The sequence below is a fragment of the Martelella mediterranea genome (assembly GCF_004342225.1).
In the GTDB taxonomy this organism is placed as follows: domain Bacteria; phylum Pseudomonadota; class Alphaproteobacteria; order Rhizobiales; family Rhizobiaceae; genus Martelella; species Martelella mediterranea_B.
Genome location: NZ_SMAR01000010.1, coordinates 56,731 through 72,004, shown reverse-complemented (window position 1 = coordinate 72,004; position 15,274 = coordinate 56,731). Strand labels below are relative to the sequence as shown.

Sequence of the window (15,274 nt, the reverse complement as noted above, 5' to 3'; positions counted from 1 at the left end):
GTCAGACATCCCTCTTTTCAAAATCAATGCGCGGATCGATCCAGGTATAAATCAGGTCGGATACAAGACCGATCACCAGCCCCAGCAGAGAGAAGATATAAAGCGTGGCAAAAACCACCGGATAATCGCGATTGACCAGAGACAGATACCCAAGGCGGCCGAGACCATCGAGGGAAAAGACGTTTTCGATCAGAAGCGAACCTGTGAAGAAAGCCAGAATAAAGGAACCGGGAAAACCGGCAATGACGATCAGCATTGCATTGCGGAAAACATGGCCATAGAGAACCTTCCGCTCACTCAGACCTTTGGCCTTTGCCGTGATCACATATTGCTTGGAAATTTCATCCATAAACGAGTTTTTGGTCAGAAGAGTCGTTGTAGCAAAGGATGAGACCGAAAGCGCAATCACCGGCAGGGTAATGTGCCACAGATAATCGAAAATCTTCTGCCACCAGGACAGCTCGGAGAAATTATCGGAAACCAGGCCACGCAGCGGAAACCAGTTGAAGAATGATCCGCCCGCAAACAGGATAATCATCAAAATACCAAGCAGGAAGCCCGGAATGGCATAGCCAATGACGATGACGCCGGATGTCCACACATCAAAGCGGCTGCCATCTTTCACCGCCTTGCGGATCCCGAGTGGAATGGAAATCCCGTAGGATAAAAGCAGGACCCAGACACCCAGCGAGACGGAAACCGGCAACCGGTCCTTGATCAGGTCTATAACGCTGGAGTTTCGGAAAAAACTGTCGCCGAAATTAAACGTCAGATAGTCCCGCATCATCAGCAGGAATCGCGTCAGCGGCGGCTTGTCGAAACCGAACTGGCGTTCAAGGTCGGCAATCAGCTGCGGATCAAGCCCCTGCGCGCCGCGGTAATCGGAAGCGGTGGAATCGAAATTGTCCATCGACATTCCGGCATCACCGCCACCTGAAAGCCGCGATTCTGCACCACCGCCCTGCCCGTTCAGTTGTGCAATCACCTGCTCAACCGGCCCGCCCGGCGCAAACTGCACAATCACGAAAGAGATCGTCATGATCCCGATCAGTGTCGGGATCATCAAAAGCAGACGCCGGATGATATAATTGCCCATCAGCGCCGCTCCTCAGCAAGTTTAATGCCCAAGACAGGTATGCTCACTCTTCAAATTGTGTCGACCACCAGCCCGCCGGAAAGTCGAGACCATAATCAGGAAATTCTGCCGGATGGGTAATGGTATCCCAATAGGCGATTCGATAATTCTTCGAATAATACAGAGGTATGACGAAATCATGCGCCAAAAGCACCCGGTCGAGTGCTTTTGTTGCCGCCGTGAGCGTTTCGCGATCATCGGCGAAAACAACCTTATTGATCAGAGCATCGATGCCCGGATCCGAAATGCCGGCATAGTTTTCAGAGCCGGGCTGATCCGCAGAGCGCGAACCCCAATAGTTGAACTGCTCATTGCCGGGGCTCAGCGACTGAGCCCATATTTCCCAGATCATGTCATAATCGAAATCGTTGACCCGGTTCTGATACTGTGAGCTGTCGACAACCCGCACATTCGCATCAATGCCCAGCTTTCTGAGGGTTTCGACATAAGGCAGAATGACAACCTGCAGCGACGGATTGTCGATCAGAATTTCGAAACTGAAGGGTTCTCCGGTCGCAGCATTGACCATTTGCGTGCCGCGCCGCTCAAAACCTGCTTCTTTCAGCAATTCAAATGCCTTGCGCATATTGGCACGGGATTTTTCCGGCGTTCCGCCAACGGGAAGCGAATTCGGCGTATCAAAGACCCCGGCAGGCACTTCGTCCTCAACCGATTTCAGGATCTCCAGTTCCTCGCCTTCCGGCAGCCCGGAGGATGCCAGCTCGGTTCCGAACCAGTAGCTGTTATCGCGGGCATAGGCATTGCTCAGCTGATTGCGGTTGATGGTCTCGAAATCAAAGGCATAGATCAGCGCCTCCCGCACACGCTGATCATTGAAAGGAGCGCGTCGAGTGTTGGGGACCAGCGCCTGCATGATCCCGGCAGAGCGCAAGGGATTTTCGACCTCTTCGCGGATGACACGGCCTTCCTGAACAGCCGGAAAGTCATAACCGGTGGCCCAGCGCTTCGCACGGGTCTCAATCCAGAAATCGAACGTGCCTGCCCTGAATGCCTCGAAGGCGACATCCATGTCCGCGAAATAGATATAGCGCACTGTGCCGAAATTGTTGCGACCGGCGTTTACGCCCAGATCCTTGCCCCAGTAATCATCGCGCAAACGATAGGAAATTGACGAACCGGGATTAACCTCCGCGATCTCGTACGGACCGGAACCGATAACCTTTTCCAGCGTGCTTTCCGAAATATCGAAACCGCTTCCACCGCTCCACTGATGCTTTGGCAGAACCATCAGCTGGCCGACGATCTGCGGCAATTCGCGATTGCCGGTCTCGTCAAAGAAAAAGGTAACATCACGCTCACCGGTGATTTCTGCACGCACGACATGGCGATAATAGTTGGCGTAGCGGGCATTGAGTTCTTTGGCTTTGTCAAAGGAAAAAACAACATCTGCCGGCGTCACCGGTTCACCATCGGAAAAACGCGCCTCGGATCGCAGTCGGTAAGTTACGCTGGAAATGTCATCCGGATACCGGAAGGCTTCGGCCAGAAGTCCATACTGTGCATCAATTTCATCTTCAGCCCGGAACATCAGAGTATCGAAGACAAGGCCAAGTCCCCGCGCTTTTGTCCCGCCATAAGGCAGTGGATTAAGGGAATCGAATGTGCCTGTTGCGGAAAGCTTCAGCTCGCCGCCTTTGGGAGCGCTAACGTTAACGTAGTCAAAATGGGTAAAATTTTCCGGATATTGTGGCTCACCTGTCAGCGCCGCTGCGTATTGCCATTCTCCGCCAGCGCTGTCATCGCTGGTCTCAGCATGAGCGGCATTTTGAAAAGCAAGAAAGCCAGTCAGAATAATACCGGCCGTTGCGGCAGCTCTTTTCCACATGAAGTCGCTTCCCCGTTATTGGCTTTTCGCGTTGTTGCAGCAACAATAAGCAAAAATAAAGCCGGGTCCACAAGGCCCCGCCCGCATGCATGCGCTCAACTGCGCTTTAAGACTGATGAAATCTGCGTGAGGGCCGGTTTTAAGGGGACATCATGTATCTGAAAAAAGTTTTCCTGATTGCTCTTACGTCTGCCACGCTTGCCGGGGCCAGCTTGGCACAGGAGCCACCCCCGGTCAAAATTCTGTTCGGCTCTGAAACGACGCCGAGCACCGGCACACCGCAGGCCATTGGCTTTTACAGCAAGGGCTGTCTTTCCGGAGCGGTCGCACTGCCGATTGACGGGCCAAACTGGCAGGCAATGCGCCTGTCGCGCAATCGTCGTTTCGGCCACCCCAAAATGATCGAGGTGATAGAGCGGTTAAGCCGGGACGCCGCACAGTATGATGGCTGGCCAGGCCTTCTGGTTGGTGATCTTTCCCAGCCGCGCGGAGGGCCGATGCTGTCCGGCCATGCGTCACACCAGATCGGACTGGATGCCGATGTCTGGCTAAACCCGATGCCGGACCGCCGCTACACATTGCGGGAACGGGAAGATATTTCCGCCCAGTCCGTGCTGAAAAATGACGGTACGCTGTTCGTCGACCCGGAAAAGTTCACACCTGCCCATGAGCGGCTTTTGATGCGGGCCGCAAGCTATACCGAGGTTCAGCGCATTTTTGTGCATCCCGGCATCAAGAAAGCGCTGTGTGACGATTGGACAGGGGATCGAACCAACCTTGCCAAGCTTCGCCCTTACTATGGACACCACTATCACTTTCATATCCGCCTGTTCTGTGAGTCCGGATCGCCGGACTGCAAGCCGCAGAACGCCGTAGACATGTCTGACGATGGCTGCGGCGCCAACCTTTCCTGGTGGCTTTCTGATGAGCCGTGGAAGCCGAAAGAACCGGCCAAGAAGCCAGAAAAACCGGAGACGGCGCCAGTGAAGCCAGCGCGACCGAGCTATATGACGCTTTCCGATCTGCCAAAGGCCTGTGAAGCTGTGCTGGAAGCGCCAGCCCCTTCACCTCTTCCCGAAACGGCACTGACGCCGAAAATTCCACTGCCTCCTCTGGCCCCCTGGCCGGAGGTCGGACCGGTACCAACGCCACGATCGGCAGGATAAGCATATGAGATGAAAGGGAATTCCTGACACAACCACAGGCTTTACAAGTTGATACTTTCAAAGCGCTTTGGATTGATATAGGACAACGTCAGCGGACTATTTGGATGCAAAAACGCAGTGGGAGGAGGCAGGAACTGAGGCATTTTACTTGCAGCAGATCACAAACCGACGCAAAAACGTCAACTGTGGTTGCGATACTGCAAGCAATCAGACCTGCCGCCCGATTGCGTTTAGGTTTCAATGAAGGCGAGTGCCCGGCCTCAACCGGGCAAAGATTGGAAAAACCATGGCCAAGCACAGCAATATTGATCAGCCCCTCTCCTTTCCTATCCTGATCGGTGATATCGGCGGCACCAACGCGCGTTTCTCACTTCTCGTCGATGCTTTTTCAGAGCCGCGTGAGTTCCCGATTGTTCACACCGCCGACTTCGCAACAATCAATGATGCGATTCAGGCTGGCGTGATGGATAAAACGGCTCAGCAGCCGCGCTCTGCTATTCTGGCCGTTGCCGGCCCGATCCGGGGCGATGAAATTCCGCTGACAAACTGCGACTGGGTCGTAAAACCCAAGGACATGATCAAGGCTCTGAACCTGACAGATGTTGTGATCATCAACGACTTCGAAGCGCAGGCGCTGGCGATTGCGAATATGCCGGACGCTTATCGCGAGCCGATTGCACCGCGCCCTGACACACGCATCGCTTCCCGCGTTGTCCTGGGTCCGGGAACGGGCCTTGGTGTTGCCGGCCTCGTTCATGCTCAAGGCAAGTGGATCCCGGTTCCAGGTGAAGGCGGGCATATCGACATCGGGCCGCGATCCAAACGCGATTATGAGGTTTTCCCCCATATCAAGACGATTGAGGGACGCGTGGCGGCAGAACAGATCCTCTGCGGTCGCGGCATGGTCAATCTTTACAACGCAATCTGCAAGGTCGACGGCGTTGAACCGGCACTGGCGGAACCCAAGGATGTCAGCCATGCAGGCCTTGATGGTTCCGACCCTCAGGCCGTTGAGACCCTCAGCCTGTTTGCCACCTATCTCGGTCGTATCGCAGGCGACATGGCCATGATCTTCATGGCCCGCGGCGGCGTTTATCTGGCTGGCGGCATTTCCCAGAAAATCCTGCCAGCACTGAAAAAGCCGGAATTCCGAACGGCTTTTGAAGACAAAGCTCCGCATAACACGTTGCTTCAGGCCATCCCGACCTATGTCGTTACACATCCCCTTGCCGCACTTGCAGGGCTGGCGACTTACGCTCGCACGCCGGGCCGCTTCGGGCTGGCACTGGAGGAACGCCGCTGGCGCCGGTAACCACTGGCAGTTTCCGCCTCTGGTCTTTACCTTTCTGAACGCTTATAGAGTCCAGCCATTGGTAAAGAATGCATCGCTGCTGCCAGTCAGGGCGGCGCGACGATACGGTGAGCACGTGGCCGAGACAGACGACAAGAAATCAAAAGCCGCGCGGGCCGAGGACATGTTGCCGGTCCTCAAGCGCGTGTTTGCTGAAAATGCACGTGATCACGTAAATGGCTATATTTTCGCGATCATCTGTCTGGTCATCATCGCCGGAACAACGGCATTTACCGCCTGGATCATGGAAACAGTGGTCAACGAGATTTTCGCCAATCAGCGCGGAGATCTCGTCGCTCTGGTCTGCGGTTCGATCTTTCTGGCATTCACCCTCCGCGGCTTTGCCACTTACGGCCAGTCGGTGACACTGAACAAGATCGGCAACAACATTATTGCCGGGTATCAGCGCAAAGTGTTCACCCATCTGATGAACCTGTCGCTGTCCTTCTATGACGAAGAACGCTCCGCCCAGCTCATCGCGAAGGTGAATGCGAACATCAATGGTGTTCGCGACATCATGAACCTCGTCATAACCTCAGCTGCGCGGGATCTTTTGAGCCTGATCGCGCTGATCGGTGTGATGTTCATGAAAGATCCAATGCTGTCGCTGATCATATTCGTGGCAGCCCCGCCTGTGGTGATAGCGCTGCGGTATATCTCAAAAAAGATTCGCTCGGTTTCGCGTGAGTCTGTCGAGGTAAACTCTCGCGTTTTCGGTGCGATGCAGGAAAGCGTGCAGGGCATTGCTGTGGTAAAAGCCTTCACCATGGAAAATCAGCTTTTCAGCAAGGTAGACAAGCTGATTGCCCGTTCGGAGAACCGGAACAACCGTATTGCCAAACTCTCGCAACGCACGGCGCCTTTGACGGAAACCTTTGCCGGCGGGGCGATTGCCGCGGTTGTTGCCTATGCCGGGTTCCGAACAATCTATCAGGGCATTCCGCCCGGTTCATTCTTCTCATTTATCACCGCTGTGCTGCTGGCCTATGATCCGGCCAAGCGGCTTGCCAAGCTTCAGGTGCAGCTGGAACGCGCAACCACCAATGCCCGCATGCTCTATGAAGTGCTCGATACCACACCGCGCCAGCCCGACAGAGCAGATGCCCCTAAGCTTTCCGTCAGCGATGCGACCGTTCGTTTTGAAGATGTAACGTTTGGCTATAGCGAAGAAGATACCTTAAAGTCCGTCAGCTTTACTGCCGAGGGCGGCAAGACCACTGCACTGGTCGGCCCCTCGGGCGCGGGGAAGACGACGATCATATCGCTGCTGCCGCGATTTTATGACCTCAGGTCGGGCGTGATCACGATCGATGGTCAGGATATTGCCGGTGTCACCAAGAGCTCTCTGCGCGCACAGATTGCCTACGTCACGCAGCGCCCCTATCTTTTCGAAGGCACGATCGCAGATAACATTCGCTATGGCCGGCCAGAAGCCAAGGATGACGAGATCATCGAAGCGGCGAAGCTTTCGCATGCGCACGATTTCATCATGGCCCAGCCGCTCGGCTATGAGACCCCCATCGGAGAAGGCGGGAGCTCGCTTTCAGGCGGACAACAGCAACGCATATCGATTGCCCGCGCGATTATCCGTCAGGCCCCCATTCTGCTTCTGGATGAGGCGACATCTGCCCTTGATGCCGAATCGGAATCCTTCGTGCAAAAGGCACTTGAAGAAGCGATGCGCGGGCGCACCGTCATCGTCGTCGCCCACAGGCTTTCAACCGTCAGAAATGCGGATAAGATTGTTGTAATGCAGGATGGAACAATCGCTGAAGAAGGGACGCATGATACCCTTGTGGCCGATGAAGACGGGCTTTACGCTCACCTGAGCCGCCTGCAATGGCTGGGCGGTACGGAAGAACAGACGACAGAAGGAGACCAGCCAGAATGACCGATGCGGCCATGAAACTTGTTGTGACAGGCGCCAGCGGGCGCATGGGCAAAACGCTGATCCGGATCATCAACGAAACCGAAGGGGCGGCTCTTCGCGCCGCAATCGAACGCGAAGGCTCCGATGCACTCGGCAAGGATGCAGGTGAGCTCGCCGGAACCGGACATCTTGGTGTGCCACTGACGGATGATCCGCTGAAAGCCTTTCTGGATGCAGACGGTGTGATTGACTTCACCACCCCTTCAGCCAGTGTCGAGTTTGCTGGACTGGCCGCCCAGGCCCGTATTGTTCATGTCATTGGCACAACCGGCTTTTCAGAAGACGATGAGACACAGATCAAAGCGGCGGCGCGCCATGCCCGTATTATCAAATCCGGTAATATGAGTCTGGGCGTCAATCTGCTGGGTGTTCTGGTCGAGCAGGCGGCCGCGGCACTTTCCGCAAAGGGCTGGGATATCGAAGTTCTGGAAATGCACCATCGTCACAAGGTTGATGCGCCTTCCGGCACAGCACTTCTCCTCGGGGATGCCGCAGCCAAGGGCAGAGGCGTTGACCTGAACGACAAGGCCGTCAAAGTTCGTGACGGCCACGCCGGTCCGCGCGAAGAAGGTACGATCGGCTTTGCCACACTGCGCGGGGGCTCTGTTGTCGGCGAGCACTCTGTCTATCTGGCAGGCGAAGGCGAAACGGTGACGCTGTCTCACAAGGCGACAGACCGCAGCATCTTCGCTCGCGGCGGCATTCAGGCCGCGCTCTGGGGCCAAGACAAGAAACCCGGACTTTATTCCATGCTCGATGTTCTCGGGCTTTCGCACTAAAACGAGCAACAACGTTTTTAAAGGAACACGATATGAGCGGTACACTGGTTCTGGTCCGTCACGGCCAAAGCGAATGGAACCTCAAAAACCTTTTCACCGGCTGGAAAGATCCTGACCTAACCGAATTGGGCGTCAAGGAAGCCACCGCTGGCGGCAAGGCGCTGGCTGAAACCGGCATCAAGTTTGACATCGCCTTCACTTCGGCCCTGACCCGCGCACAGCATACCTGCAATCTGGTGCTGGAACAGATCGGCCAGACCAACCTTGAAACGATTAAGGATCAGGCGCTCAATGAACGCGATTACGGCGATCTGGCCGGTCTCAACAAAGATGATGCCCGTGAAAAATGGGGCGAAGAACAGGTTCACATCTGGCGTCGTTCCTACGACGTGCCTCCGCCCGGCGGTGAGAGCCTGAAGGATACCGGCGCGCGCGTCTGGCCCTATTATATGACCGATATCCTGCCGCGCGTGCTCAGAGGTGAAAATGTTCTGGTCGCGGCCCACGGAAACTCACTCCGGGCGCTGGTTATGGTTCTCGACCGACTGAGCCAGGAAGAAATCCTGAAGCTCAATCTCGCGACCGGCGTTCCGATGGTTTACAAGCTGAACGCCGATTCCACAGTCGCCGACAAGAAAATTCTCGGCGATATGTCTGGCGCGCACTGAAAAGCACCCCATCAGACGAACAGAGAAGGCGGCCGCGTGCCGCCTTTTGTAGAGAGAAACGGGACAGATGCACGACTTTTTGAAACGTTTTTAATCAAGTGAATCCTTGTCTTAACCAAACAAGAAACGAGTGAAAAAACGCACCCGAGGCGCACGCACAGCGCAAACATACAACCTTGTTAAGAACTGCGAGTATTTCTCGTTCCGATCTTCTTGCACTTCATATTCGCGCATCTGGTCATATAATAAAACCCGAAATCAATTCGCTACGATCAAAGTTTCGCTTGCAAAAAAGCTGGAAACGCCCCATTGTTTCAGTGTTCGGGCATTTTGCGAGCACGGGAAGACCATATAATTTTATGCGCGTCGGAAACGCTAAATTTTCCGAGCGGCTTTTGAAATGGATTTGGCCTGAGACCGCGCTCCGGGCAAAATTCAGCCGCGGTAAAAGGTACCTTTCCTCAGAAATCGAGAACTGCCTGCGCTGCCCTTTTAAGGGCAACTTAGCACTAGACTGTTCCACTCGGTTCTCAGGGATAAGACCGGGTGGTGAGAAAAGGACCTTATAGCATGGCCGAAACTGGCACCGTTAAATTCTTCAACACCGATAAGGGCTATGGCTTCATCAAGCCCGACAATGGCGGCGCGGACATCTTCGTGCATATTTCCGCCGTTCAGTCTTCCGGCCTGACAGGCTTGGCTGAAAACCAGAAAGTCAGCTACGACACTGAGCCGGATCGTCGCGGCAAAGGCCCAAAAGCTGTCAATCTGACAGTTACAGACTAAACAGCACTCGACCACCTCAGGTCTGCATTGATCTTCAGAGATGAAGCTCGGAAGTGGTGACTTTCGCCGCTTCCGAGCTGTTTTGCTTTTACTCCTACCCCGCCAGCATGCGCTGGTCTTGCGGGGAGTGACAAGGAAGCGGAAAGAGAGCCGTTCAGTTATGTTTTGAGGGCTTTACAGCATCGTCCTTTGTGCGTCCAAAAGGATGCACGGTACTCTAGACCTCAAAGCCCTTTCAAAAAGGGGTTGTTGCGGCGTTCTTCACCGATGCGTCCTCCCGGCCCGTGGCCGCAGATGAAGCCGACATCGTCGCCCAGCGGCAGCACCTTATCACGTATGGAGTTCAGCAATGCCTGATGATCGCCACCGGGCAGATCGGTTCTTCCAATCGATCCGCTGAACAGAACATCACCGAGGTGCGCAAATTTCTGTGCGCGATTGTAGAAAATGACATGGCCCGGCGCATGGCCGGGACAATGGAACACTTCAAACACATGGTCGCCAAAGGAAAGGGTCTCCCCCTCTTCCAAAAAACGGTCCGGGTAGGCATTTTTCACCATACCAGCCATCCCGAACTGCTCCGCACTGGTTTCAATGTTTTCCAGCAGAAGCTTGTCGTCTTCATGGGGCCCGATAATTTCCAGTCCCAGCTCAGCTTTCAGATCCATCGCGCCGCCGGCATGATCCAGATGCCCATGTGTGAGCCAGATCGCCAGAAGCTTTAAGCCATTTTCACGAACCGTCTGTGTGATCACCTCGACATCACCGCCCGGATCGACGATCACGCCTTCCTGTGTGTCGGGATCGAAAAGGACTGTGCAGTTCTGCTGCAGCGGGGTGACGGGAATAATCCCAGCCTGAAGATTTGCCATATTTTACGATCCCATTTGCACGCGTAGAACGTTCCAAGGCGCCTATTGAAAAGATGCTTTGACAGCAAGGGGGTGTTTTCACCCTTGCACTTCGGCGCTAAACCTATTCCACTGTTGTTTTGATTGCAAAACCTGTGGCGACACGTCAACAAAATGCGAGGATGCCTTGACCGTGACACAGCAAAAAAAAGATCAGGCAGAAGCTGTGCTGCCGCGGGTCCATCCGCAGAACCCTGATGATTTCGATTTTGTTGAACTTCTGTTCTTCGCTTATCGGGATTTCATTTCTGATCCTGACGCGATCCTGGATGAGATCGGGTTCGGGCGCGCGCATCACCGTGTCATTCATTTTGTCGGCAGCAGGCCAGGCATGAGCGTTGCCGATCTTCTGGACACGCTGCGTATTACCAAGCAGAGCCTGGCCCGCGTTTTGAAGCAACTCATCGACTACGGCTACGTCCGACAGGCAGCCGGCCCTGAAGATCGCCGCCAAAGGCGCCTCTTCCTGACAGAAGAGGGCGAAGCCCTGCGGCAGGAACTGCTGTCTCCACAGCTTAAACGCATCGACGGAGCGCTGGAAAACCTCACTGCGGGTGAGCGCGACATCGTAAAGTCTTTTCTCAACCGCATGTGCAATACCCGGAAGGTCAGTGAGAGCGCTGACAATTTTCCGCAAGGTCACAAGATGAAATCGAAAGGCACACGCTCATGACAGAAAAGGCTCTGCTCGAGGATGACGCACCGCATCTGCTGATTGTCGATGACGACACCCGGATCCGCACACTGCTGAAGCGATATCTTGGCGAGCATGGTTATCGCGTCAGCACTGCCGGGGATGCAGCAGAGGCGCGCCGCAAGTTGGAGGGCCTCGATTTCGACCTCCTCATTCTTGATGTCATGATGCCTGGCGAAGATGGAATTGCGCTGACCCAAAGCCTTAAAACCATTCGTCCCGTCCCTGTCCTGCTTCTTACGGCACGCGCAGAAGCCGAATCCAGAATTGCAGGACTGGAAGCAGGCGCCGATGATTATCTCGCGAAGCCCTTCGAGCCGCGCGAATTGCTGCTCAGGATCAGCAATATTCTCAAACACAGCATTCCGGCACAGCGCCCGGCGATTGAGCAGATCATGTTTGGCCCTTTCACCTTCTCGATTGGGCGGAAAGAGTTGAAGCGCAATGGCGAGCCGATCCGGCTGACGGACCGTGAACAGGATATCATGGCCATGCTGGCAGAGCAGGCCGGAGAAACGGTTGCCCGTCAGGATCTTGTCAGCGGCGCCACAGAAATCAACGAGCGGACGATTGATGTTCAGATCAACCGGTTGCGCCGCAAAATCGAGACTGATCCCGCAAATCCGCATTATCTGCAAACCGTGCGCGGCGTCGGTTATAAACTGAGCAGGGATTAGTGCGGTTTGAAACAGTTTCGCACAACCATCGAAAAAACACTGGAAGAGACAGAACGGCGCTTGCGGCAAACAGCCCGGGTTCTTTCACGCCAACCCGGTCTTCGACAGTTTGCAGGCGCTTACAAGGTCTTTGCCCGCTGGACACACCATCGCCTTCCGCGGGGACTTTTTGCCCGTTCACTGCTGATTATCATCATACCAATGTTGCTGTTGCAGGCGGTCGTTGCGACTGTTTTCATGGAACGGCACTGGCAAATGGTGACGGAACGGCTATCCGGCGCGGTAACCGGCGATATCGCCGCGATTATCGACATGCTGGACGCGACCAATGGTGATCATCAACGGGATATCGTCAGGATCGCTGCGCGCGACATGGGGCTCAGAATATCGATCGAGCCGGATGGCGAGCTACCGCCACCGCTGCCCAAACCTTTTTTCGGGCTTCTGGATCAGGTCCTGGCCGAGCAGATTTCTGAAAAGATCGGGCAGCCATTCTGGATCGACACGTTGGGCAACTCCCGGCTCGTCGAAATCCGCATCAAAACGGATCAGGGCATTCTGCGCATCTTCGCCCGGCGCAGCATGACATACGCCTCCAACACACATATCTTCATTCTGTGGATGGTGGGCACCTCGCTCGTGCTGATCGGCATTGCCACGCTCTTTCTGCGAGGGCAGATCCGCCCGATTCTTCGCCTGACACGGGCCGCAGAGGCATTCGGTAAGGGGCAGAAAACACCGGAGCCATACAAACCTCGTGGCGCGATCGAAATTCGCCGGGCCGGTCTTGCATTTGTACAGATGCGCGAGCGCATTGAACGCCAGATTGAGCAACGCACAACCATGCTGAACGGCGTCAGCCACGATCTGCGAACGATCCTGACCCGGTTTAAACTACAGCTTGCGCTGATTGGCGAAGGCCCGGAATACGAAGCCCTGAACGACGATATTGAGGAAATGCAGAAGATGCTGCAGGGCTATATCGACTTTGCCCGCGGTGATGCAGAAGAAACCACAGGGACGGTGAGCCTTTCCGCTTTGCTGAAGCGGCAGAAAGATGACTTTGAACTCCACGGCAAGGAGATGAACTATACTATTTCCGGAGCTGATGACGTTACCGTTCGCCCAAACGCCTTTTCACGTCTGGTTTCCAATCTGGCATCCAATGCAAGGCGCCACGCCGACAGACTGGAAATTACCGCAGTCCACGAGCAAAAATGGCTCAAGATTACCTTTGATGATGACGGGCCAGGCATCGCTGAAGAACTGAGGGAGGATGTCTTCAAGCCATTCCTGCGGCTCGACAATGCCCGAAATCTTGATTCATCGGGAACGGGTCTCGGTCTGGCGATTGCACGGGATATTGCGCGTTCTCACGGCGGCAATGTCGAACTGGACGACAGCCCGCTTGGCGGTTTGCGAGCGATCATACGCATCCCCTGCTGAGCGCGTCGTGGTCAACAGGCAGATCAAAATCACCATGACCGTGAGGAAAGATTACATCAGACGTTCGCCGTCAGGCACAGGTTTGTCGATGGCAGCCAGAACGATATCGCCGTTTTCATCGGCATAACCGAGTGTGAGCACCTCGGAGCGCACCGGACCAATCTGGCGTGGCGGAAAATTCACCACCGCCATCACCTGACGGCCTTTCAGCGTTTCCGGCGTGTAGTGCACCGTAATCTGAGCAGAAGATTTCTTGATCCCGATTTCAGGACCGAAATCAATCTGAAGTTTATAAGCCGGTTTGCGGGCCTCGGGAAACACCTCGGTCTCCACGATCGTTCCGGCGCGAATGTCAACTTTCAGAAAATCATCGAAAGCAATTTCGTCAGATAAAGCCACGTCAACCCCGCCTGTCTTCAAACCCACCCTGTCAGCGTCAGCCTGACAGCTCACGCGACCGGTCACGCGCCGCCTTAAGTGCGGCATCAAATACCGGCTGCAAGCCATCTTCTGCCATCAGGTGAGAAAGCGCAGCCGCAGTGGTGCCGCCCGGTGACGTTACGTTTTTACGCAAGACACCGGCCTCTTCCCCGGAATGATCGAGGAGGGCACCGGCTCCGATGACGGTTTCACGCGCAAGCCGCATGGCAAGGTCTTCGTCCAGACCCAGCTTGCGGGCAGCCTCAGCCATGCATTCCACCAGATAGAAAACATAGGCAGGACCGCTGCCAGCGACAGCCGTCACCGCATCAATGTCGGCTTCGTCGCCGACCCATTCGACATGGCCGACGGCCGACAGCAGAATATCCGCCTTTGTGCGGTCTTCAGCGCCGACGCGTTCATTGGCAAATGCACCAATGACACCCCGGCCGATCATGGATGGCGTATTCGGAATGGTACGGACCATCGGCAGCGCGCCGAGACGCTCTTCGAAATATGACAGCGTTTTGCCCGCAGCCACCGAGATCACCAGCGTCTCTTCATCAATAACCGGATGCAGTGTCTCCAACACCGCATACATGACCTGCGGCTTGACTGCGAGGATCAGGATCTTCGCTTTCATATTATCCGGTGGCGTAACCGCATGGCGAATGCCGCGACTATCCAGAAGCCCTTTGATCCTGTCCGAAGGGTTAGGGTCAATCACGGTTATATTCTGAGGCTTCACGCCGCCGGAAACCCAGCCCGAAAGCATGGCGCCGCCCATATTTCCAGCGCCGACCAGAACAACGCCTTCAAGTGCACCGAGATCTGACATGTCAGGCCTCTCCAACAGTTTCGAACATCACGGATTTCATGGCCTCTTCAGCAGAAGCCTGTGACCAGACAACAAACTGAAACGCCTGATAATAGTTTTCACAGGCGTCCAGCGCATTGGAAAGCGTTACTTCAACCTGCTGGTTGGTTGGGTCCGCGCCTCCTGCCAAAAGAAGAGAGTGGCGATAGACCACGACATTTTCCTGACGCCAGAAATCAAAATGACCCATCAGCACCTGGCTGTTGATCAGCGACAGCAGACGGATCACCTCATTGCTGCGATGATCGGCAACCCTCAGATCAAACGCACAGGCAATATGCAGGGCTTCATATTCGCTCATCCATGAAAACGAGACGTGATAATCCGCCCACTGACCTTTCACCGTCATGGCGATTTCGTCTTCTCCGGCGCGCTCAAATGACCAGTCATTCGTGGCTGCCACGAATTCGATCAGATCCACCGGATTGGACTGACGTTCCATTTCCCATTCAAGAAGGCTCATAAACCCACCCATTGCGGCGAATACAGACCATTACATCGTTCAGGTTCCACCCGAATGCGTGACGGCTGATCGTTCACCGGACAAAATTTCGAATCATCTATTAAAATCAGTGTATAATGGGAAAA

General features: G+C 54.9%; 15 protein-coding genes. 9 read left to right on the top strand and 6 right to left on the bottom strand.

Features of this window, described 5'->3' with window-relative positions; genetic code table 11:
* Position 1: 1 nt before the first annotated feature.
* Both EDC90_RS08770 and EDC90_RS08765 read right to left on the bottom strand, forming a co-directional pair.
* Entirely contained in the window at positions 2-1,096 is a 1,095-nt protein-coding gene (locus tag EDC90_RS08770; RefSeq protein ID WP_132310614.1) for a microcin C ABC transporter permease YejB, read from the bottom strand.
* Between the two features lie 43 nt (positions 1,097-1,139).
* Positions 1,140-2,981, bottom strand: coding sequence for an extracellular solute-binding protein (locus tag EDC90_RS08765; RefSeq protein WP_132310612.1), 1,842 nt, complete (start codon positions 2,979-2,981; stop codon positions 1,140-1,142).
* Positions 2,982-3,133: 152 nt separating this feature from the next.
* Here EDC90_RS08765 and mepA point away from each other — a divergent pair, with 152 nt between their 5' ends.
* From mepA to EDC90_RS08735, 6 genes are all read left to right on the top strand, one after another.
* Positions 3,134-4,147 carry a penicillin-insensitive murein endopeptidase gene (gene mepA, locus EDC90_RS08760; RefSeq protein ID WP_132310610.1) on the top strand — a complete coding sequence of 338 codons (1,014 nt, stop codon included), beginning with the start codon at positions 3,134-3,136 and terminating at the stop codon, positions 4,145-4,147.
* 286 nt (positions 4,148-4,433) lie between these two features.
* Positions 4,434-5,459: a glucokinase gene (locus tag EDC90_RS08755; RefSeq protein ID WP_132310608.1), complete on the top strand. Its 1,026-nt coding sequence runs from the start codon at positions 4,434-4,436 to the stop codon at positions 5,457-5,459.
* A gap of 163 nt (positions 5,460-5,622) precedes the next feature.
* Positions 5,623-7,389: an ABC transporter ATP-binding protein gene (locus EDC90_RS08750; RefSeq protein WP_132310713.1), complete on the top strand. Its 1,767-nt coding sequence runs from the start codon at positions 5,623-5,625 to the stop codon at positions 7,387-7,389.
* Positions 7,386-8,207 carry a 4-hydroxy-tetrahydrodipicolinate reductase gene (gene dapB / locus EDC90_RS08745; protein ID WP_132310606.1) on the top strand — a complete coding sequence of 274 codons (822 nt, stop codon included), beginning with the start codon at positions 7,386-7,388 and terminating at the stop codon, positions 8,205-8,207. Before EDC90_RS08750 ends, dapB begins: the two co-directional genes overlap by 4 nt.
* 32 nt (positions 8,208-8,239) lie before the next feature.
* On the top strand, positions 8,240-8,875 hold the full coding sequence (locus tag EDC90_RS08740) for a 2,3-bisphosphoglycerate-dependent phosphoglycerate mutase (protein WP_132310604.1): 636 nt from the start codon (positions 8,240-8,242) through the stop codon (positions 8,873-8,875).
* A gap of 570 nt (positions 8,876-9,445) precedes the next feature.
* Positions 9,446-9,661, top strand: a complete 216-nt coding sequence (locus EDC90_RS08735; protein ID WP_132310602.1) for a cold-shock protein — start codon at positions 9,446-9,448, stop codon at positions 9,659-9,661.
* Between the two features lie 224 nt (positions 9,662-9,885).
* On the opposite strand, the gene EDC90_RS08730 is transcribed toward EDC90_RS08735, so the two are convergent.
* Positions 9,886-10,533 (bottom strand): MBL fold metallo-hydrolase, encoded by a 648-nt coding sequence (locus EDC90_RS08730; RefSeq protein WP_132310600.1) that lies wholly within the window; start codon positions 10,531-10,533, stop codon positions 9,886-9,888.
* Between the two features lie 205 nt (positions 10,534-10,738).
* Here EDC90_RS08730 and EDC90_RS08725 point away from each other — a divergent pair, with 205 nt between their 5' ends.
* The 3 genes from EDC90_RS08725 to EDC90_RS08715 are packed head-to-tail and all read left to right on the top strand — an operon-like array spanning position 10,739 to position 13,389.
* A complete protein-coding gene (locus tag EDC90_RS08725) occupies positions 10,739-11,245 on the top strand; it encodes a MarR family winged helix-turn-helix transcriptional regulator (protein ID WP_245511000.1) in 507 nt (168 codons plus the stop codon).
* On the top strand, positions 11,242-11,943 hold the full coding sequence (locus EDC90_RS08720; RefSeq protein WP_132310596.1) for a response regulator: 702 nt from the start codon (positions 11,242-11,244) through the stop codon (positions 11,941-11,943). The genes EDC90_RS08725 and EDC90_RS08720 overlap by 4 nt, the downstream gene beginning before the upstream one ends.
* Before the next feature lie 60 nt (positions 11,944-12,003).
* The gene (locus EDC90_RS08715; protein WP_432419997.1) at positions 12,004-13,389 is read left to right on the top strand and encodes an ATP-binding protein; all 1,386 of its coding nucleotides are present in this window, start codon (positions 12,004-12,006) and stop codon (positions 13,387-13,389) included.
* Between the two features lie 51 nt (positions 13,390-13,440).
* On the opposite strand, the gene EDC90_RS08710 is transcribed toward EDC90_RS08715, so the two are convergent.
* From EDC90_RS08710 to EDC90_RS08700, 3 genes are read right to left on the bottom strand one after another with little or no spacing between them, the layout of a single operon-like run.
* Positions 13,441-13,788 carry a tRNA-binding protein gene (locus tag EDC90_RS08710; protein ID WP_245510996.1) on the bottom strand — a complete coding sequence of 116 codons (348 nt, stop codon included), beginning with the start codon at positions 13,786-13,788 and terminating at the stop codon, positions 13,441-13,443.
* A gap of 37 nt (positions 13,789-13,825) precedes the next feature.
* Complete coding sequence (gene proC, locus EDC90_RS08705) at positions 13,826-14,647, bottom strand: pyrroline-5-carboxylate reductase (RefSeq protein WP_132310592.1); 822 nt, start codon at positions 14,645-14,647, stop codon at positions 13,826-13,828.
* A gap of 1 nt (position 14,648) precedes the next feature.
* The gene (locus tag EDC90_RS08700; protein ID WP_132310590.1) at positions 14,649-15,149 is read right to left on the bottom strand and encodes a YbjN domain-containing protein; all 501 of its coding nucleotides are present in this window, start codon (positions 15,147-15,149) and stop codon (positions 14,649-14,651) included.
* Positions 15,150-15,274: the final 125 nt, after the last annotated feature.

Excerpts from the sequence above, each read along its gene's own strand:
- EDC90_RS08770 (WP_132310614.1), bottom strand. The coding sequence starts at position 1,096 with ATGGGCAATTATATCATCCGGCGTCTGCTTTTGATGATCCCGACACTG.
- EDC90_RS08765 (WP_132310612.1), bottom strand. The coding sequence starts at position 2,981 with ATGTGGAAAAGAGCTGCCGCAACGGCCGGTATTATTCTGACTGGCTTT.
- mepA (WP_132310610.1), top strand. The coding sequence starts at position 3,134 with ATGTATCTGAAAAAAGTTTTCCTGATTGCTCTTACGTCTGCCACGCTT.
- EDC90_RS08755 (WP_132310608.1), top strand. The coding sequence starts at position 4,434 with ATGGCCAAGCACAGCAATATTGATCAGCCCCTCTCCTTTCCTATCCTG.
- EDC90_RS08750 (WP_132310713.1), top strand. The coding sequence starts at position 5,623 with ATGTTGCCGGTCCTCAAGCGCGTGTTTGCTGAAAATGCACGTGATCAC.
- dapB (WP_132310606.1), top strand. The coding sequence starts at position 7,386 with ATGACCGATGCGGCCATGAAACTTGTTGTGACAGGCGCCAGCGGGCGC.
- EDC90_RS08740 (WP_132310604.1), top strand. The coding sequence starts at position 8,240 with ATGAGCGGTACACTGGTTCTGGTCCGTCACGGCCAAAGCGAATGGAAC.
- EDC90_RS08735 (WP_132310602.1), top strand. The coding sequence starts at position 9,446 with ATGGCCGAAACTGGCACCGTTAAATTCTTCAACACCGATAAGGGCTAT.
- EDC90_RS08730 (WP_132310600.1), bottom strand. The coding sequence starts at position 10,533 with ATGGCAAATCTTCAGGCTGGGATTATTCCCGTCACCCCGCTGCAGCAG.
- EDC90_RS08720 (WP_132310596.1), top strand. The coding sequence starts at position 11,242 with ATGACAGAAAAGGCTCTGCTCGAGGATGACGCACCGCATCTGCTGATT.
- proC (WP_132310592.1), bottom strand. The coding sequence starts at position 14,647 with ATGTCAGATCTCGGTGCACTTGAAGGCGTTGTTCTGGTCGGCGCTGGA.
- EDC90_RS08700 (WP_132310590.1), bottom strand. The coding sequence starts at position 15,149 with ATGAGCCTTCTTGAATGGGAAATGGAACGTCAGTCCAATCCGGTGGAT.